This is a genomic window from Pseudomonas sp. IC_126 (genome assembly GCF_004331835.1).
In the GTDB taxonomy this organism is placed as follows: Bacteria; Pseudomonadota; Gammaproteobacteria; order Pseudomonadales; family Pseudomonadaceae; genus Stutzerimonas.
Genome location: NZ_SJSS01000006.1, coordinates 169,881 through 187,557 on the forward strand (window position 1 = coordinate 169,881; position 17,677 = coordinate 187,557).

The 17,677-nt window shown below is 63.4% G+C and carries 18 protein-coding genes; 4 read left to right on the forward strand and 14 right to left on the reverse strand.

Annotated features, from left to right (window positions below; genetic code table 11):
• The first annotated feature begins 69 nt into the window (after positions 1-69).
• From E0D86_RS18040 to E0D86_RS18055, 4 genes are all read left to right on the forward strand, one after another.
• Positions 70-1,293 carry a CaiB/BaiF CoA-transferase family protein gene (locus tag E0D86_RS18040; RefSeq protein ID WP_131651419.1) on the forward strand — a complete coding sequence of 408 codons (1,224 nt, stop codon included), beginning with the start codon at positions 70-72 and terminating at the stop codon, positions 1,291-1,293.
• A gap of 95 nt (positions 1,294-1,388) precedes the next feature.
• Positions 1,389-1,997, forward strand: a complete 609-nt coding sequence (locus E0D86_RS18045; RefSeq protein ID WP_131651420.1) for a LemA family protein — start codon at positions 1,389-1,391, stop codon at positions 1,995-1,997.
• The gene (locus tag E0D86_RS18050) at positions 1,994-2,746 is read left to right on the forward strand and encodes a YgcG family protein (RefSeq protein WP_131651421.1); all 753 of its coding nucleotides are present in this window, start codon (positions 1,994-1,996) and stop codon (positions 2,744-2,746) included. The genes E0D86_RS18045 and E0D86_RS18050 overlap by 4 nt, the downstream gene beginning before the upstream one ends.
• 57 nt (positions 2,747-2,803) lie before the next feature.
• The gene (locus tag E0D86_RS18055; RefSeq protein ID WP_131651422.1) at positions 2,804-3,421 is read left to right on the forward strand and encodes a TPM domain-containing protein; all 618 of its coding nucleotides are present in this window, start codon (positions 2,804-2,806) and stop codon (positions 3,419-3,421) included.
• Between the two features lie 106 nt (positions 3,422-3,527).
• Here the strand turns inward: E0D86_RS18055 and E0D86_RS18060 are convergent, their stop codons facing one another.
• The 14 genes from E0D86_RS18060 to E0D86_RS18125 all read right to left on the reverse strand — a co-directional run bounded on the left by E0D86_RS18060 (position 3,528) and on the right by E0D86_RS18125 (position 17,454).
• Positions 3,528-5,495: an AAA family ATPase gene (locus E0D86_RS18060; RefSeq protein ID WP_131651423.1), complete on the reverse strand. Its 1,968-nt coding sequence runs from the start codon at positions 5,493-5,495 to the stop codon at positions 3,528-3,530.
• Between the two features lie 492 nt (positions 5,496-5,987).
• Positions 5,988-7,088 (reverse strand): iron-sulfur cluster carrier protein ApbC, encoded by a 1,101-nt coding sequence (apbC, locus tag E0D86_RS18065; RefSeq protein ID WP_131651424.1) that lies wholly within the window; start codon positions 7,086-7,088, stop codon positions 5,988-5,990.
• A gap of 97 nt (positions 7,089-7,185) precedes the next feature.
• Entirely contained in the window at positions 7,186-7,962 is a 777-nt protein-coding gene (locus E0D86_RS18070; RefSeq protein ID WP_131651425.1) for a ferredoxin--NADP reductase, read from the reverse strand.
• 47 nt (positions 7,963-8,009) lie between these two features.
• On the reverse strand, positions 8,010-9,017 hold the full coding sequence (locus E0D86_RS18075) for a YeiH family protein (RefSeq protein ID WP_131651426.1): 1,008 nt from the start codon (positions 9,015-9,017) through the stop codon (positions 8,010-8,012).
• Complete coding sequence (locus E0D86_RS18080; protein WP_131651427.1) at positions 9,014-9,325, reverse strand: DUF971 domain-containing protein; 312 nt, start codon at positions 9,323-9,325, stop codon at positions 9,014-9,016. Before E0D86_RS18080 ends, E0D86_RS18075 begins: the two co-directional genes overlap by 4 nt.
• A 10-nt stretch (positions 9,326-9,335) precedes the next feature.
• Entirely contained in the window at positions 9,336-9,515 is a 180-nt protein-coding gene (locus E0D86_RS18085) for a hypothetical protein (protein ID WP_219853168.1), read from the reverse strand.
• A gap of 18 nt (positions 9,516-9,533) precedes the next feature.
• On the reverse strand, positions 9,534-9,857 hold the full coding sequence (gene fdxA / locus E0D86_RS18090; protein WP_131651429.1) for a ferredoxin FdxA: 324 nt from the start codon (positions 9,855-9,857) through the stop codon (positions 9,534-9,536).
• A 425-nt stretch (positions 9,858-10,282) separates the two neighbouring features.
• Positions 10,283-11,242, reverse strand: coding sequence for a HEAT repeat domain-containing protein (locus E0D86_RS18095; protein WP_131651430.1), 960 nt, complete (start codon positions 11,240-11,242; stop codon positions 10,283-10,285).
• A gap of 10 nt (positions 11,243-11,252) precedes the next feature.
• The gene (locus E0D86_RS18100) at positions 11,253-11,486 is read right to left on the reverse strand and encodes a ferredoxin family protein (RefSeq protein WP_131651431.1); all 234 of its coding nucleotides are present in this window, start codon (positions 11,484-11,486) and stop codon (positions 11,253-11,255) included.
• A gap of 194 nt (positions 11,487-11,680) precedes the next feature.
• Positions 11,681-13,417 (reverse strand): fumarate reductase/succinate dehydrogenase flavoprotein subunit, encoded by a 1,737-nt coding sequence (locus E0D86_RS18105; RefSeq protein WP_131651432.1) that lies wholly within the window; start codon positions 13,415-13,417, stop codon positions 11,681-11,683.
• An 8-nt stretch (positions 13,418-13,425) separates the two neighbouring features.
• Complete coding sequence (locus E0D86_RS18110; RefSeq protein ID WP_131651433.1) at positions 13,426-14,169, reverse strand: GntR family transcriptional regulator; 744 nt, start codon at positions 14,167-14,169, stop codon at positions 13,426-13,428.
• 71 nt (positions 14,170-14,240) lie between these two features.
• Positions 14,241-15,113, reverse strand: a complete 873-nt coding sequence (locus E0D86_RS18115; RefSeq protein ID WP_131651434.1) for an ABC transporter ATP-binding protein — start codon at positions 15,111-15,113, stop codon at positions 14,241-14,243.
• Positions 15,110-16,030, reverse strand: coding sequence for an ABC transporter permease (locus E0D86_RS18120; protein ID WP_131651435.1), 921 nt, complete (start codon positions 16,028-16,030; stop codon positions 15,110-15,112). The genes E0D86_RS18115 and E0D86_RS18120 overlap by 4 nt, the downstream gene beginning before the upstream one ends.
• A 53-nt stretch (positions 16,031-16,083) precedes the next feature.
• Complete coding sequence (locus tag E0D86_RS18125; RefSeq protein WP_131651436.1) at positions 16,084-17,454, reverse strand: ABC transporter substrate-binding protein; 1,371 nt, start codon at positions 17,452-17,454, stop codon at positions 16,084-16,086.
• Positions 17,455-17,677 lie beyond the last annotated feature (223 nt).

The following is a 17,677-nucleotide window of genomic DNA, read 5'->3' on the forward strand; positions in this document are numbered from 1 at the left end:
ATTCGCGAGCAAGCTCGCTCCTACGCAAACGCCGATCCGCTCTATCTTATTTGTACCCGAGAGATATCTATGCCCGCCGCCCTTTCCCATATCCGCGTACTGGATCTGTCCCGCGTGCTAGCCGGTCCTTGGTGCGGACAGATTCTTGGTGATCTGGGCGCGGAGGTAATCAAGGTCGAGCGGCCCGGTACGGGCGACGATACCCGTCACTGGGGGCCGCCGTATCTGAAAGACCAACAGGGCGAGAACACCTCGGAGGCCGCCTATTACCTGTCGGCCAACCGCAACAAGGAGTCGCTGACCCTGGATTTCACCCAGCCAGAAGGCCAGCGGATCATTCGTGAGTTGGTGGCTGGGTGCGATGTGTTGCTGGAGAACTTCAAGGTCGGCGGGCTGGCTGCTTACGGGCTGGACTATGAAAGCCTCAAGGCGATCAACCCGCAACTGATCTACTGCTCGATCACTGGTTTCGGCCGTGACGGTCCCTATGCCCAGCGCGCCGGCTACGACTTCATGATCCAGGGCCTCGGCGGACTGATGAGCCTGACCGGCCGCAGCGATGCCGACGAGGGCGCCGGGCCGGTCAAGGTCGGCGTGGCGCTGACCGATATTCTCACCGGCCTCTATGCCACCGTTGGGGTGCTGGCCGCGCTCAACCATCGCGAGCAGAGCGGCGTCGGCCAGCACGTCGAGTTGGCGCTGCTGGACGTGCAGGTCGCCTGCCTGGCCAATCAGGCGATGAACTACCTGACCACCGGCGTCGCGCCCAAGCGCATGGGCAATGCCCATCCGAACATCGTGCCGTATCAGGACTTCCCCACGGCTGACGGCGACATCATCCTCACCATCGGCAACGACGGGCAGTTCCGCAAGTTCGCAGATGTGGCCGGGCGTCCCGAGTGGGCCGATGACCCGCGTTTCGCCAGCAACAAGGCACGGGTTGCGAACCGGGCTGAGCTGATTCCGATGATTCGCCAGGTCACGGTGTTCCGTACCACCGCCGATTGGGTGGCGGAACTTGAACGCGCTGGCGTGCCCTGTGGACCGATCAATGACGTCGCGCAGGTGTTCGCCGATCCGCACGTCCAGGCGCGCGGTTTACGGTTGGAGATACCACATCCGCTGGCGGGCAGCGTGCCGCAGGTGGCGAGCCCGATCCGCCTGTCCGAGTCGCCTGTGGACTATCGCAAGGCACCACCGCTGTTGGGCGAACACAGCGAGGCGCTGCTGCAGCGATTGCTGGGCCTGGCTCCGGAGCAGGTTGCGTCTCTGCGGCGGGACGGAGTGATCTAAGCCCATCTAACAAGCCGAACCTTACGCTCGCTGAACTCTGCCGCCGTCTGACTATCCCTATTTAGGTACTCAAATCTTGAGCGGACGAGCGAATCATGCAGATGCAGCGCTATCGAATCACCGGGCAACTGTTGGTTGTCCTGTTCATGTCCTGGCTGCTGGCCGGCTGCGGCATCAACAATATTCCCCAGTATGACGAGCAGGTGAAATCGGCTTGGGCCCAGGTGGAAAACCAGTACCAACGCCGTGCCGACCTGATCCCGAACCTGGTCGAGACGGTCAAGGGCTTCGCCCGCCAAGAGCAGGAAACCCTGACCGCTGTGGTCGAGGCGCGAGCCAAGGCGACGTCGATCCAGGTCGACGCCAATACGCTGAACAATCCCGAACAGCTGCAGCAGTTCCAGCAGGCGCAGAACCAGCTGACCGGCGCTCTGAGCCGGCTGATGATGGTGTCCGAGCGCTACCCGGAACTGAAGTCGAACCAGAACTTCCTTGCCCTGCAGTCGCAGCTCGAAGGCACGGAAAACCGCATCGCCGTGGCGCGGCGCGACTTCATCGCGGCGGTCGAACGCTACAACACCGAGATTCGTACCTTCCCCGGTCGCATCTGGCACACCCTGATGTACAGCGACATGCCGATTCGCGAGAACTTCGAGGCCACCGCCGAGAACGCTGATCAGGCGCCGCAAGTGCAGTTTGAATGAGCATCAGGCTACTGCTACTCCCGCTGCTGCTGATCTGCGGCAGCGTCTTCGCCCAGGACGCCGAGTTGCCGACGCTGACCGGCAGGGTGGTGGACCAGGCCGAGCTGCTCGACCCCCAGACCGAAGCTCGCCTGACCAGCATGCTCGCCGCCCATGAACAGGCCACCAGCGAGCAGGTGGTGGTGGTCACGGTACCGAAGTTGCAAGGCCGCAGCATCGAGGAATTCGGCGTGCAGCTCGGCCGTGCATGGGGCATCGGGCAGCAGGGCGAGGACAACGGCGCACTGCTGATCGTCGCGCGTGATGACCGCAGGATTCGCATCGAAGTCGGCTACGGCCTCGAAGGCAGGCTGACCGATGCGCAATCCTCAATGATCATCAACGGCATCATCGCGCCGGCCTTCCAGCAGGGCGATTTCGCCCGCGGCATCAGCGAAGGCGCCGCCGCGATGGTGCAGGTGCTCGGTGGCGACCCGCTGCAGAGCGCGGCCATGCGCCCAGCGATGCCCATGGGCGCGCAGGAACCTGGCGGGCTCGGCATCCTCGGCTTCTTCCTGATGCTGGTGGCCATCTTCGTCATCGGCGGCGGCCGGGGCGGCCGGGGCGGTGGTCGCAAGGCTTTGCTGCTCGGCGCCTTGCTAGGCGGTATGGGGCGCGGCGGTGGCTTCGGCGGTGGCGGTTTTGGTGGAGGTGGTTTTGGCGGCGGAGGTGGCGGCTTCGGTGGCGGCGGCGCCTCGGGTGGCTGGTGACTGAAAATCTGGCCCTAGATCAACACAACGAGAACCTACCTCGACGATGAACGAGCAATGACCCTACTGACCGAAAGCGAGCTGCAACAAGTAACCGAGGCGATCGAGCGCGTGGAGCGTGGCACCGACGCCGAGCTGGTGACGGTGCTGGCGGCGCAAGCCGATGACTATCGCTACATCCCGCTGTTGTGGGCCAGCCTGATCGCTTTGCTGTTGCCCGGCGCGTTGCTGTTCTTCACAGGCTGGTTGTCAGCCTGGCAGCTACTGCTGGTGCAGTGGCTGACGTTCATCGTGCTGGCGGTGATCTTCCGGATTCCCAGCCTGACCACACGGCTGATTCCACGCTCGGTCCGGCATTGGCGGGCCTGCAACCTGGCGCGTCGGCAATTCATAGAGCTGAATCTGCACCACACCGAGGGCGGCACCGGCATGCTGATCTTTGTCTGCGAAGCCGAGCGTTATGTCGAGATTCTGGTGGATCGTGGAATTTCCAGCCGAATCGACAACAGCGCCTGGCAATCGATCGTCGAGAATTTTACTGACGACGTGCGCAATGGGCAGGTGCTTCAGGGGTTTCTGAACTGTATCGAGGCGTGCGGCTCGTTGCTCGAACAACACGTGCCGGCCACTCATGAGCGCAACGAGTTGCCGAACCGTCTGGTGGTTATCGATTGAAAAGCGCTGACAGCTGAACGCGAAGCGGGGCAGGCATAACCCGCGTTTTTTCGGAGACGAAAAAGCTGGGCAGTTCTCACAGTGCGTGAACCCTGCCCAGCCTTCTTCAGACCATTCCCGGACCGTCGTCTTCGGGCTGTTCCACCGGCGCCAATTCGAGGAATTGGGCGTCCGCCATTGCACTGGCCGCGACGCGGTCGATGCTGCTCATGGCGTGGCCGATGATAGAACTGACGCTGGCCTCGTGGTGATGCTCGGGCAGGCGCTCGATGGCCGCCAGCACCTCTTCACCGGGCACCGTTTCCTCGGCCAGCAGGCGTTCGGCGACCTCGTCCAGCGCCGGCTTGAGCCGCTGCAAAAGCGCCATGCAGTCGCGGTCCAGCTGCTTGAGCAGGTTGTCCGCGGCGCGAATCGACTCGCCGGAATCGAATTCGATATGCGCGTCGCGCACCGCCTGCAGGCTTAGCAGCGAACCGTTCGGCCCCATGCCCAGCGCGCCGACCATCGACAGAGCGATCTTCGAGGCTTCCTGCAGATCCTGACCGGCGCCGGACGACACTTCATGAAAATACAACTGTTCGGCGCCCCGGCCGGCCAGCAGCATCTGGATGCGGTTGCGCAACTCGGACTCCATGTGCAGACGCTTGTCCTCCACCGGCGTCACCAGCGTCACGCCCAGCGCCTGACCGCGCGGCAGGATGGTGACCTTTTCCACGCGACCCACTTTCAGCGCGGCGGCGACCAGCGCGTGACCGGCTTCATGCACGGCGATGCGCTTGCGGTCGTTCGGCGACATGGGCGTGACGCCCGATGGCTGTTCGCCGATGCGGCAGGTTTCCACGGCGTCGACGAAGTGCTCCATGGTTACTGTCTTCGCTGCGCCACGCGCGGCTAGCAGGGCGGCATGGTTGGCGATATAGGCGATGGCGGCGGGCGTCAGGCCGACGGTGTTGCGCGCCAGTTGAGCGAAATCCAGATCCTGCGCAGCCCGGATCTTGCCGGCGTACAGGCGGAACAGCGCTTCCCGATCGGCGAGTCCCGGCAGGCCGACGGCAATCGAGCGGTCGAAGCGGCCTTCGCGCACCAGCGCCGGATCGAGCGAGTTGGGAAAGTTGGTCGCGCCCAGCACCAGCACGCCACTGGCGCCGTCGAAGCCGTCCATCTCCGCGAGGAACTGGTTGATGATGCGGTTGCTCTCGGCGTCGCTGGAGCGCTGTTGTTCGGCGCGCTTGCCGATGCCGTCGATCTCATCGATGAAGATGATGCAGGGCGCCTGCTTGCGCGCGGTGCGAAACAGCGCCTTGACCTTCTGGATGCCGACGCCGAAGTACATCGAGGAAAAATCGCTACCGGTGACCTGGATGAAGCTGGCGTTGGACTCGGTTGCCAGCGCCTTGGCCAGCTGAGTCTTGCCAGTACCGGGCTCGCCGGTCAGCAGCACGCCCTTGGGCGGACGGGCGCCCAGCGCGGCGTAGGCAGCGGGGTCGCGGAGGTAAGCGGTGACGTCGGAGAGCGCCTGCTTGGCTTCGTTGGCGCCGATCACGTCAGCAAAGCCGATGCCGCTGCCCTTGCGCTGCACGCGGAAGCCTTGGCTCTTGATCGCCAGATAACTGAGCGCACCGATCAACAGAAGGATGAAGGGTGCGTAGGGCACCAGCGCCTTGTACCAGGGCGCTTCACCGTCCGTTTCGAACAGCGTCAGCGGGAACAGCTGGCCTTCGCTACTGACATAGTGATCGAGCAGCAACTGGGCTACGCGGCCGGATTGATCCGGTATCCAGTAGCGCAGCCCGTCGTTCAGGCTGATATAGACCGCATCCTGGCCGAGCGCCGCGCTGGCGATGGTGGCACCACGCAGGTCATTTATCAGTACCGAAAGATCCTGGCGATTGGCTTCCCAGGGCTCTGTGGATTCCTGCAAGGCTTCGAGCATGCTGGCTGCGGCGCCGGTGGCTGGCGTGGCCGGAACGCTGGGCTTGAATTGCCAGTAGGCCAGGCCGGCGGCGAGCGCCAGCACTAGCAGAACGGAGAGCACAGGGCCGCGGCGGCCTTGTAGCAGACGTGGTGTTTTCATTTCACATCCAATCGGGAAGCCGACGTTTGACAAACAACCGCCATCGAGGCGGACCACAGTTGTACGCGGGAAAGCCCCGCAAGCGCCAATTGGGTGGCGCTGAGCAGTACGGGCTCGTTGGATGCGATTTATATGCCGGACTGCGGTTCGGGCTCTTCGGCTCCGATAGCCGGCGAGGATACGGCAAGTGCCATCATGCGCGAGGCTTAACGACGAGCGGCACCTGGGTTTGCGACGAATGACCGTTAGGTCGCGGAACAAATTGGCCGTAGGTGAAGTACGCGTACCGTTTGCTTCAATGCTGCCCCTGACGTTCGGCGAGGGGCCCCTGGCGCTCAGCGCTTCGGTCAGCGCTGAAATGGCCGAGCATGAAGCTGTCCGAGACCGAGACTTCGGGGCGCCTTAAGCGGCATTAGATGATGGCGTGGGGTCGGTGCCGCACATCAGTTCCCACCCAAACGCAACCAGATTTACGGAAGGAGAAAGGCTGGATCAGGCCTCGACCACCTGCGGCAACTTAGCTGCAGTCTGGTGCGAGCGTAGCGACAGCCGTGCCATGGCCCGGCGGGCAATGTTCCGGTAGCTCTGTGCCAGCGCACCTTGCGGCTCGGCAGTGACGATCGGCAACCCATCGTCTGCGCCAATGCGAATACGCATGTCCAGCGGCAATTCGCCAAGCAGCTCGCTGCCGTACTGATCGGCCAGGCGCCGCGCGCCGCCGCTGCCGAAGATGTGCTCTTCGTGTCCGCACTGACTACAGAGATGCAGGCTCATGTTCTCGATGATGCCCAACACCGGCACGTTGACCTTCTCGAACATGCGTAGTCCCTTGCGGGCATCTAGCAGGGCGAGGTCCTGCGGCGTGGTGACGATCAGCGCGGCGGAGACCGGCATCTTCTGCGCCAGAGTCAGATGGATGTCGCCCGTGCCAGGCGGCAGGTCAACGATCAGGTAGTCGAGCTCCTGCCAGTGGGTTTCTTGCAGCAGCCGGGTCAGCGCCTGGGTGATCATCGGGCCGCGCCAGATTACCGGGGCTTCTTCATCCACGAGAAAGCCGATGGACATACATTGCAGTCCGTGGCCGAGCATCGGTTCCAGCTTGCCGTCGCGGCTTTCCGGGATGCCGGAAAGCCCCAGCAAGCGTGGCTGGCTGGGACCATAGAGATCGGCGTCGAGCATGCCGACCCGCGCGCCATCGGCGGCCAGGGCCAGTGCCAGATTCGTCGCGGTGGTGGATTTTCCCACTCCGCCTTTGCCCGAAGCGACCGCGATTAGATGCTTCACGCCAGGCACTGCCTGAGCCGTTGCCGGCGCTGCGGTAATGGTCCAGTTGATCTCCACCTCCACTGTGGTGGCCTGGGTGTGGGCCAACAGCAATGCTTTCAGAGCCCGGCTCAGGTCATGCCGATATCCATCGGCGGGAAAGCCCAGTGCGAGGCTAAGGTGCAGCCGCGAGCCGTCGACGCGCAGCTCGCGCACCGCACCGGCGGTGAATAAGTCGCAGCCGAGACAAGGCTCGATCCACTGGGACAGGGATTGCTCAGCCTGCTGACGCAGCCCGACGACAGGTGTCGCGAAACGGTGAAGGTTCATGGCGTGCTCCAAGGCTAGATCCACATGGCTTCATAGGAGCGCGCGTGTTCGCGATGGGACTTGCAACCTCGCGAGCATGCGCGCTGTCACGGCTCGGCTATTTCTCGACGAAGGCGCGTTCGATCACGTAGTCGCCGGGCTCACCCTGCTGCGCCGAGGCTTCGAAACCCATTTCGTCGAGCATTCCGGTCAGCTCGTCGAGCATCGCGGGGCTGCCGCAGAGCATCACGCGGTCATCGTCCTTGTTCAGTTGCGGCAGGCCAATGTCGGCGGCGAGCTTGCCGGTTTCCACCAAGGTGGTGATGCGGCCCTGGTTGCGGAATGGCTCACGGGTGACGGTGGGGTAGTAGATGAGCTTCTCGCGAACCTCTTCACCGAGAAACTCGTGCTCCGGCAGTTCATGCGTCAAGTAGTCGTGGTAGGCCAGCTCACTGACCTGACGCACGCAATGCACCAGGACGATTTTGTCGAAGCGCTCGTAGGCCTCCGGATCACGGACGATGCTCATGAAGGGCGCAAGACCGGTGCCGGTGCCGAACAAGTAGAGGTACTTGCCGGGCCGTAGATCGTGCATCACCAGCGTACCCACGGGTTTACGGCTGATCAGGATCGGGTCGCCCTCTTTGAGATGCTGTAGGCGCGAGGTGAGCGGGCCGTCCGGCACCTTGATGCTGAGAAACTCAAGATGCTCATCGTGATTCGCGCTGACGATGCTGTAGGCGCGCATCAGCGGCTTGCCCTCGACGCCAAGGCCGATCATCACGAAGTGACCGTTCTCGAAGCGCAGGCCCGGATCGCGGGTGGTGGTGAAGCTGAACAAGGTGTCGTTCCAGTGACGGACGCTGAGAACGCTTTCGGTACCGATTGCAGCCATGGACAAATCCTCCAACAGTGGATACGGAAACGAGGCAGTAGAAATCGTTAGGGCAAGGCCATCGCCAGCATCGTCATCGCACTCAGCAGCAGGCCGACGCTGAGCACCACCAGCAGCAGCATCGGTCGCCAGCCTTGGGCGAAAAGCTCGCTCAAAGTGGTGCGCATGCCGAGCGCCGCCATGGTTACCAGCAGGCACGCATTGGATGCAGCGACGAGCCCTTCGCGCAAACCGGTCGGCAGCCAGCCGAGGCTGTTAAGTCCGAACAGGGCGAGAAAACCGAGCAGAAACAGAGGGAGTTCGGCGCGACCGGAATCGCCGCGGCGTAGTAGCCAGCCAAGCAGCAGCACCAGCGGTGCCAGCAGGGCGACGCGCAACAGCTTGGTCAGGGTGGCGACATCGCCTGCTGTCTCCGACACCAGGTAGCCAGCGCCGGCCGCTTGGGCCACGTCGTGGATGCTGGCGCCGAGCAGCAGCCCGCTTTCGACATCGTCATAGCCTAGGGTGGCGAGCAAAGGCGGGTAGACGAGCATCGACAGGGTGCCCAGCGCGGTGACGCCAACCACCACACCGAGCAGCCGTCGATCCTCCAGCCGGCCAGCGGGAATCACCGCCGCCACGGCGATCGCTGCCGATACACCGCAGATCGCCACCGCCGTGCCGGCAACCAGGCTGTGCAGGGTCGGCAGGCCCAGCCAGCGGCCAAGCAGTAACGCGGCGCCGATGGTCAGCGGCACGCTGGTCGCCACCATCAGCAGCGGCAGACTGCCAACGGTCAGCAGTTGCTCGACTCCGATCCGCGCGCCGAGCAAGGCCACGCCGATGCGCAGGATCTGTCGACTGCAGAAAGTCACGCCGGGCTGCATGCGTACATCGGCGGCCTGGCTGGCGAAACCGAACCCCAGCAGCAGGACCAGCATGAGGGCGGGCGCGGCGTAGTGTTCGGCCAGAAAACTGCCGGCCAGGGCCAGCACCATGCATAGCGCCGCGCCGGGATACAGCCGACAGACGACAGCGAAGGGCGGCGCGAGCAGTTGCTGGGCGCGTGTATTCATTGCAGGCGCTCGCCCAGTTCGCGCAGGTAGGCCCAGGGATACAGGCCGCGGTAGTGGCCATCGCTGAAATGGAATTGCACGCCGCTGACACCGGACACCTCCAGCCGATCGACACCGACGTCGGCATCAATCAGTGTCAGCGTGCCGCGCTGCTGCGCCTGGGCGCACATCGAGCAGGCGCAGGACTTGCGCAGCGCCAGGCAGCTGAGCTGGCTGCGCACGCCGTCGGACCAGAGCACTTCGAGCATCTTCTGCGCCTTGCGTAGGCGGATTTCCTGGGGAGGGGCAATCAGGGTCTGGGTGGTCATGGGCAATTCCTCAAGCGATCTTGGAAAAAGTGCGTAACAGGCGCGGCGGATACCCGTCCGGCATCATCAGGGCAGGGGTTTCGGGGGCCCTGACGGAGCGGCTCTGGTCTTCGACTGGCCGTGCACTACCGGTCAGGGCCGCGCTGCCGATTACCAGCGTCAGCAGCACACAGCGAAACCAACTCGTCATGACAAGTTCGGGCACAGCTCAGCGCTCCAGGAACTGCAGCTTGTCGCCCTGATCGACCCAGGTATCGGCCTCGGCCAGCGGACTGTTGGTCTGGGTGATCACGGGCCAGACTTCGGCAAGCTCGGCGTTGAGTTCGATGAAGTGGCTCTGGTCGGCCGGCAGCGCGTTGTCGGCAAAGATCGCGTCGGCCGGGCATTCCGGCGCGCAGAGGCTGCAGTCGATGCAGGTCTCGGGGTTGATCACAAGGAAGTTCGGCCCCTCGTGAAAGCAGTCTGCGGGGCAGACCTCGACGCAGTCGGTGTATTTGCAGCGAATGCAGTTTTCGGTAACGACATAAGTCATCTCATAGGCTCCTCTGGTGCGCCCGGCCCCTCACCCCAGCCCTCTCCCAAAAGGGAGAGGGGGCAAGAGCGGCGTGGATCTCAGCGGCGGTGCAGGGCGGCCCTTTGATAAGCCCTGCATCGACGCGTCAAATATGTAAATCGCTCAACACGCCAAACCTGTTGGGCGGGTTTCAATCCGCCGAACGCGCTTGGTGACAACATCAATCGATGCGTCCCCCTCACCCCAGCCCTCTCTCCAGGAAGGGGGGGCGGAGCTGCGCGGATCTCGGTGCCGGTGTAGTGCGACTTTTGGTAAGCCCCGTACAGCCGCGTCGAGTCTGTTAATCGTTCGATGCGCCACCCGTAGGGCGGGCTTCAGCCCGCCGAAACCGCTCGGTGGCAGCATCGGTCGGTGGATCACAACGCATTACGAGTCCCGAATAATCACGCTGCCGCGTCGAGTTTCGACATGGCCCAGCGCGCCAGCTTGCGGACGTCCGGATCCGGGTCGTCCATCGCAGCCTCGACGAAGGCCCGGCCATCGTGATGACCGATCGTCCCCAGCGCGCCGATGGCGGCCTTGCGCAGGTTGCTCATCGGGTCGCGAGCGCAGACGCCGAGCGCCGGGATGGCGCCGATCGCACCGAGTTTGCCGAGCGCGTCCACGGCCTTTTCGCGGACCTGCCAGAAGCTGTCGTGCGTGGCCTCGACCAAGGGCTGTAAGGCCGCCTGGTAATTGAGCTTGCCGATGCTGACCGCCGCTTCGACACGCACTTGCCAGTGCGCGTCATGCAGCAGGCCGACCAGCGTCGGGCCGACCTGCTCGGGCGTGGCGTAGACCAGGGCGCCGGTGGCGGCGCGGCGCACTTCGGCGTCCTCGTCGTGCCCGGCGCGCTCCATCAGCGCGGGAAGGTTTTCGGTCTGCTTCAGCCAACCGATCACCGCCACCGCCTCGCGGCGCACGCCGGCATCGGCTGCCTGCATGCGCTGCAGCGCCGGGGCTTGGGCGGCCGGGTTGCGCAGCGGTTTGACCGCCCGCAGGATTCCAGCCACGACAAAGGGGTCATCCGTGCCTTCCAGCGCTTCGAGCAGCGGCATCGCCGCGGCCGGGTCCTTGAGATCGGCCAGCGCATGGGCGGCGGAGTTGCGCACCACCTCGTTGCTGTCTTGCAGGGCAGCGATCAGCGCGTCGGCGATGTCCACCGCATCGAATTCGTCGACCACCTTAGCGGCCTCCTGGCGCACCGCGGGGTCTTCGTCGTTAAGCGCCAGGATCAGCAGCTCGGCGGCTTCCGGCTCGCCGCAGTCGACCAACTCCAGCACAGCGACGCGGCGAATGCCGGGGTCTTCTGAGGCCAGGTTGTCGGCAATCTGCTGCAACATGGGATCGTCATAAGTCTTCATCAGCGGCTCCTCAGCGCAGCAGATAGGGAATGTTCACCTTGACCGCATCGGTCGGGCAGTCGGTCTCGCAGGGCATGCAGTACCAGCATTCGTCGTATTTCATGTGCGCCTTGCCGGTGTCCGGATTGATCCACAGGACGTCCAGCGGGCAGACGTCGATGCAGACGCGGCAGCCCTTTTCGGCAATGCATTTCTCTTCGTCGACGATGACCGGGACGGCAGAGCGGTGGGTGGCTACGGGCATGGTTTATCTCCTCGGTTCCAGTCGAGCGGGCACTGTCGACCCGCTTCGCTGTGGGACGAATTCATTCGCCACTTGGCATCAGGGTTCGCTGGGCGAATAAATTCGCCCCTACGGAGCGGCATCGGGCGTTCGTCCTGTAGGGGCGAATTCATTCGCCCGTTGGCATCAGGGATCACTGGGCGTCGCCCCTACAGTCAGGCATTGGCGGCCTTTTTCACCCGCAGCTTGCTGTAGGCGTCTTTCTCTTCGCCCAGCGGAACGACGTAGTCGGCGACCGGGCGTTTGCCGTGGGCCATCTGGCCGTTGGCGTCTTTGAACAGGCGGCTGTGGTAGAACCACTCGGCGTTGTCCTGCTCGGGAAAATCGACGCGGTAGTGGTACAGGCCCCAGCGTGATTCGGTGCGATACAGCGAGGCGCGCGCGGCCATCTCGGCGCAGTCGATGATCGATTGCACCTCCAGCGCCCGGAGCAGTTCGTGGGGGTCGGCGGCGGCGAGCTTCGGCACGTCTTCGCGCACGGCGAGGATGCGCTCCAGGCCGATCTCCATCTTTTTGGTCACTTTCGGTGGCTGCAGGTAGTCGTTCACCAGGCGGCGCACCTTGTATTCCATCTGCTCGGGCGGGATGCCGTCCTTGACCATAAGCGGCGCCTGGATGCGCGCCAGCTCGGCAGCGATGAAGGCTTCGTCGAGTACAGGCTCGCTGCGGTCCTTGACAAACGTCGCGGCGCTCTCACCGCAAATCTGTCCATAGACGAACGCGCCGAGCATGTAGTTGTGCGCCACCGAGGCCATGTCTCCGGCACCGTAGAGGCCAGGCACCGTGGTGGCGCCGGTCTCGTCGGTCCATACGCCGGAGGCCGAGTGGCCGGAGCAGAAACCGATCTCGGAGATGTGCATCTCCACCATGCGCTGGCGATAGTCGATGTGGCGACCTTCGTGGAAGCGGCCGCGGGTCGGACGCTCGTTGGTGTGCAGGACGGTCTCGATTTCCTGGATGGTTTCCTCGGCCAGGTGATCGAGCTTAAGGAACACCGGTCCCGTGCCCGATTCCAGTTCCTTGAAAAACTCCAGCATCATCTGCCCGGACCAGTAGTCGCATTCGATGAAGCGCTCGCCGTAGGCGTTGGCGGTAAAGCCACCGAGCGGGCCGGTGACGTAGGCGCAGGCCGGGCCGTTGTAGTCCTTGAGCAGTGGGTTGACCTGAAAGCACTCCAGGTTCACCAGGTCGGCGCCGACGTGGTACGCCATGGCGTGGCCGTCACCGCAGTTGGCCGGATTTTCGTAGGTGCCGAACAGATAGCCGGAGTTCGGTAGGCCGATGCGGCCGGCGGCACCGGTGGCCATGATTACCGCCTTGGTGCGGATGATGATCGGCTCGGCGGTGCGGGTGTTCACCCCGATCATGCCGGCGATGTTGCCGTCCGGATCCTTGAGCAGGCGGGTGGCCTGGAAGCGGTTCTCGATTTCTACCCGTACGCGGCGCAGGCGGCGGTAGAGGATCTTCTTGACGTTGTGCCCCTCGGGCATCGGCAGTACGTAGGTGCCCAGGTGGTGCACCTTCTTCATGTCGTAGTCGCCGGTTTCGTCTTTCTGGAAGTGCACGCCCCAGGAGTCGAGTTTCTCGATCATCGAGAACGAGCGAGTCGCGTAGGCCATCAGCGCCGGCTGGTGGACGATGCCGTCGTTGGCGATGGTGATTTCCTTGACGTACTGCTCGGGCGTGGCGTGACCGGGGACCACCGCGTTATTGAGGCCGTCCATGCCCATGGAAATGGCGCCGGAGCGTTTGACGTTAGCCTTTTCCAGCAGGATGACCTTGAGGTTCGGGTCCTGCTCCTTGACGGTTACAGCAGCCATCGGGCCGGCGGTGCCGCCGCCGATGACCAGCACGTCGGTATCGATCACTGGGATGTCGTTGATAGTGGTCATGTTGCCTCCTATTTCCGATCCACTCGGAACTGGTATTTGAATGCGTCGCCGCGGTAGCAGAGGTATTCGAAGTCGATGGGACGGCCAGCGCGGTCATGGGTCAGCCGCTCGACGCGCAGGATGGGTTCGCCGGGCTTGAGGGCCAGGTAGTGCTGATGTTCTTCGTCGGCCAGGGTGGCGTCGAGGCTGATGTCGGCACGCCCAAGGGCAATGCCGAAGGCGTTTTCGAGCAGCGGAAAGATGTCGCCAGAGAGATCCAGGCCGAACATCCGCCGGCCAATGTCGAGTGGGAAGTAGCTGTTCTCGACGCAGACGGCCTCGCGGTTCAAGTAGCGCACGCGCTTGACCTCGACAACCTCCTCGCCTGCCAGCAGATGCAGCGCGGCGACCACGGCTTTGGGTGGCTTGCGTTCTTGAATCGAGAGCAGTCGCGCAGTCGCTTCGTAGCCTTGGGCTGCCATCGCTTCGCCGAAGCCCTGCAGGCGCTGCACGTTCTGCACCGCTTTCGGTTTGCTGACGTAAGTGCCCTTGCCCTGAGCGCTGAACACCAGGCCCTCGTTGTGCAGGTCGCGCAGCGCTTGGCGGATGGTGATGCGGCTGACACCGAAGGCGTTCATCAGCTCGTTTTCCGAGGGCAGGCGCTCATGGACCACGTAGCTGCCTTCGAGAATCTTGCGGCGCAGGTCATCACGGATCTGCACATACAGCGGCAGCGGCGACTGGCCAGGGGCGAGTTGCTGGGTTCCTTTCATTGGGTTAGCTCCAACCTGTCATGACAGGTCATGTCGAGCGTTGGCGAAAAACGTCGGGATTCGCGCATGGCTCAGCCTCCGTTCTGCTGCTGGAAAGCGCGCAGGGTTTCCTGACGGATCAGGTCCAGGCACTGGCGCTTGTAGTCCATGAACTCGGTGCTGGTGAGCAGGCTCTGCTCGCGCGGCCGAGGCAGCGAGACTTTGATGTCGGCGATGATCCGGCCGGGGCTGGCGCTCATCACCACGATGCGATCGGAGAGAAACACGGCCTCGTCGATGTCGTGGGTGACGAACACCACGGTGTTCTTGAACTCGCGCCAGATCTCCAGCAGGTTCTCCTGCATCATGATTCGTGTCTGTGCATCCAGCGCACCGAAGGGCTCATCCATCAGCAGCACGCTGGGGTAGTTGGCCAGCGCGCGGGCGATGCCGACGCGTTGCTGCATGCCACCGGATAGAGTCGAGGGATAGGCGTCCTCGAACGCGGCGAGCCCCACTAGCGACAGAAAGGTGCGCGCCACGCTGGACGCTTCCTTGCGTGAAGCGCCTGCCATCAGCGGGCCGAAGGCGACGTTGTCGCGCACGGTTTTCCAGGGGAACAGCGAATGCTGCTGGAACACCATGCCGCGATCCGGACTGGGTGAATCGACCGCCTTGCCATCGATGCTCAGCTCGCCTCGAGTCGGATTGACGAAGCCGGCCATGGCGTTGAGTAGCGTTGATTTGCCACAGCCGGACGGCCCAAGCAGGCAGACGAACTCGCCGGGGCGGATATCCAGCTGCGCGTCCTGTACCGCGGCGCGCTTGCCGCCCTGATAGTCGAATTCGATGTGCAGGTTGCGCACGCTGATGTGGCCGCGACCGTCGCCTTTGGCGTTGGCCTTCGCCCGCAGCCGGCTGTGATCGAGCACGGCGAGGCGGTTGTCTTGTACGGCGCTGTTCATGGCCGACCTCCCTTGGCCTGCCAGTGCAGCAGCGGGTTGCAGGCCTTACGAACGAGCAGGGTACAAAGGGTGCCGAGGCCACCGATGGTCAGCATGCCGATGATGATTTCCGGGTACTTGACCAGGGTGTAGGAGGTCCAGGTGAAGTAGCCGATGCCGTACTGGCCACTGATGATTTCGCCAGCCAGCAAAGAGAACCAGGCCACGCCCATACCGATCGCCAGGCCGGCAACGATGCTCGGCATGGCGCCTGGGATCACCACGTGCCAGAGGATCGCTTTCTTGCTGGCGCCGAGGCTGCGCGCGGCGCGGACCAGTACATCGGGCGTCTGCTCCACGCCGTGCACGGTATTCAGCACGATGGGAAAGAAGGCGCCGAGAAAGGTGATGAAGACGATGCTCGACTGTTCCGTCGGCAGCATCAGGATCGCCAGCGGGATCCAGGCCACTGCCGGAATCGGCCGGAACAGCTCGATGTACGGCAGGATGATGTCTTCGGCCCAGCGTGAGCGGCCCATCATTACACCGGTCAGCACGCCCAGCACCACGGCGTAGGCATACGCGATGGCGATCCGCTCCATGCTGTGGGCGATGTGCAGGTAGAACTCCGAGCTGGACAGCTGAGTGACCAGTGCCTCACCCACCAGAAGCGGGGTCGGCACGTTCTCGAAGTTGATGAAGAAGTTGAAGCCGCTGCTGGCGGCGAAATGCCAGATCACCAACGCCATAAGCAGCGCGGCGATGCGCACCAGATAGCGACCGGTCATGGCTGGCAGGCGGCGGCGCGGCAGGCCATTGGCGGATGCGCTCAGCGCAGCGGACGGGCTGGGCGCTGCTGCAACTTCCAGCGCAGGCGCCGCTACCGCTGCGGGCACCGCCGTGGCTGAATCGAACACGGGGTTCGGCTTGACACTCATGGCTACGCTCCTCGGCTCAGGTTGATGTGCGCTCTGCGGCGCATACGAGCGGATCAGGGCAACATCGCGACCGGTTGCACGGCGGTCAGCGGCACGCCGCCGCTTTCGGCGATATGTCGCTCGGAGTCGCTTTTCTTCATGAAGGCGAGCACTTCGCCGCTCGGGTCCTTGATCAGGTAGGCCGCCTTGCCGAACAGCTTCAGCCCTGTGAGGTTGTCGTAGACGTAAGTGGCGTTGATGGCGGTGCCGTCGCCCTTGGCCGCTTCTTCTGCGGCAAGCATCGCGGCGGTGTCGTCGTAGGCAACGACGCCTTTTTCAGCGAACCAGATTTCCGCAGGCTTGCGCCCTGGCGCACGTGGGGTGGGGCTGACCACGTTCTGCACCATCGCGTCGTAATCGAGGTCTGACGCGGCATAGGCCTTCTTTAGGTAGGAGTCATCGATCCAGGTGGCGAAATCGAGGTCGGGAATCTGCATTTCCTTTTGCAGCAGGCCATGGTCGTACTTCATGGCATCGACCCATTGCGGCTTGATGCTCGCTTCCATGGTCGAGATGCCGCCGTCGCTGAAGTAGAGGTAGAGCACTTCCTTGTCGACGCCGGTCCACTCGGCCACTTGCGTGGCGGCACGCATCGGGTCTTCACTGATCCACTTCTGTGCGGCGATCGTCGCCTTGAGCACGCCCTCGACCACCTCGGGATATTTTTCGGCGAATTCCTCGCGAACCACGATGCCGTGGAATGTCGGAATGCCTGCCTCGCTGCCGTCGTAGATCTTCCGGCCAGTACCGCGGAACTCCATGATTTCCGACCAGGGACAGAAGTCGGCATGCGCGTCGATCTTGCCCGCGGCGATGTTGGCTGCACCTACGGGTGGCGACTGATTGACCAGGGTGACCTTATCCGACAGGCCGGCATCGCGAAGGACTTTGAGCGTCATGCCCCATGCTGCACTGCCGACCGGCGTGGACAGGCTTTTGCCGGCCAGATCCTGGAGGCTCTGCACGGAGGAGGCTGCCGGCACCACGATGCCGTTGCCGGTGCCCTTGAGGTTGTATCCGGTCACGGCGATGAACCGGGTCTGCTGTTTGCCGGTTTCCTGGAATTTGGCACCGTTGACGATCAGTGGGTAATCGCCCATGACGCCGAAGTCGAGCTTGCCGGCCAGCATCTGATTGGTAATCGGCGGGCCCGAATCGTAGTCGCGAAATTCTATCTGGTAGTCCGCATCCTTGTATTTGCCCGTTTTGGGCAAGTACTGGTCCAGCAGGCCGAGCTTTTCCAGCACAACGCCGCCGGAGACGGTGTTGGTGACCATGCTCTGGTGGCCGATGCCGACGCGGATGGTTTCCGCTGCCGCAGGGCCGCTCAGCACCATGAGTGTTCCGAGAAACGAGGTTGCAAGCAGGCTGTTCCGGTTGTCCATTTGTCTTCACCTTGGCGGTTGAGCAACTTGTACTAACAGGGCATAACGCCTGTGTTTGAAGGTGCATCGGGTGTGCCAGAACGCATCAGGTCCGAATTAACTTCCTGTTTTGCGAGCGGATTTTTTCGGTTGCTGACTTATCAATCAGCCTGTGGCTCAAGCGCGGCGCGCCCGCCTATGGTGCGAATCCGGTACGGCCGTCCCAACGCGGCGCAGCGCGTGA

Bases quoted from the DNA above. Each gene is read 5' to 3' on its own strand.
- E0D86_RS18040 (WP_131651419.1), top strand. From the start codon at position 70: ATGCCCGCCGCCCTTTCCCATATCCGCGTACTGGATCTGTCCCGCGTG.
- E0D86_RS18045 (WP_131651420.1), top strand. From the start codon at position 1,389: ATGCAGATGCAGCGCTATCGAATCACCGGGCAACTGTTGGTTGTCCTG.
- E0D86_RS18050 (WP_131651421.1), top strand. From the start codon at position 1,994: ATGAGCATCAGGCTACTGCTACTCCCGCTGCTGCTGATCTGCGGCAGC.
- E0D86_RS18055 (WP_131651422.1), top strand. From the start codon at position 2,804: ATGACCCTACTGACCGAAAGCGAGCTGCAACAAGTAACCGAGGCGATC.
- E0D86_RS18060 (WP_131651423.1), bottom strand. From the start codon at position 5,495: ATGAAAACACCACGTCTGCTACAAGGCCGCCGCGGCCCTGTGCTCTCC.
- apbC (WP_131651424.1), bottom strand. From the start codon at position 7,088: ATGAACCTTCACCGTTTCGCGACACCTGTCGTCGGGCTGCGTCAGCAG.
- E0D86_RS18070 (WP_131651425.1), bottom strand. From the start codon at position 7,962: ATGGCTGCAATCGGTACCGAAAGCGTTCTCAGCGTCCGTCACTGGAAC.
- E0D86_RS18075 (WP_131651426.1), bottom strand. From the start codon at position 9,017: ATGAATACACGCGCCCAGCAACTGCTCGCGCCGCCCTTCGCTGTCGTC.
- E0D86_RS18080 (WP_131651427.1), bottom strand. From the start codon at position 9,325: ATGACCACCCAGACCCTGATTGCCCCTCCCCAGGAAATCCGCCTACGC.
- E0D86_RS18085 (WP_219853168.1), bottom strand. From the start codon at position 9,515: ATGACGAGTTGGTTTCGCTGTGTGCTGCTGACGCTGGTAATCGGCAGC.
- fdxA (WP_131651429.1), bottom strand. From the start codon at position 9,857: ATGACTTATGTCGTTACCGAAAACTGCATTCGCTGCAAATACACCGAC.
- E0D86_RS18095 (WP_131651430.1), bottom strand. From the start codon at position 11,242: ATGAAGACTTATGACGATCCCATGTTGCAGCAGATTGCCGACAACCTG.
- E0D86_RS18100 (WP_131651431.1), bottom strand. From the start codon at position 11,486: ATGCCCGTAGCCACCCACCGCTCTGCCGTCCCGGTCATCGTCGACGAA.
- E0D86_RS18105 (WP_131651432.1), bottom strand. From the start codon at position 13,417: ATGACCACTATCAACGACATCCCAGTGATCGATACCGACGTGCTGGTC.
- E0D86_RS18110 (WP_131651433.1), bottom strand. From the start codon at position 14,169: ATGAAAGGAACCCAGCAACTCGCCCCTGGCCAGTCGCCGCTGCCGCTG.
- E0D86_RS18115 (WP_131651434.1), bottom strand. From the start codon at position 15,113: ATGAACAGCGCCGTACAAGACAACCGCCTCGCCGTGCTCGATCACAGC.
- E0D86_RS18120 (WP_131651435.1), bottom strand. From the start codon at position 16,030: ATGAGTGTCAAGCCGAACCCCGTGTTCGATTCAGCCACGGCGGTGCCC.
- E0D86_RS18125 (WP_131651436.1), bottom strand. From the start codon at position 17,454: ATGGACAACCGGAACAGCCTGCTTGCAACCTCGTTTCTCGGAACACTC.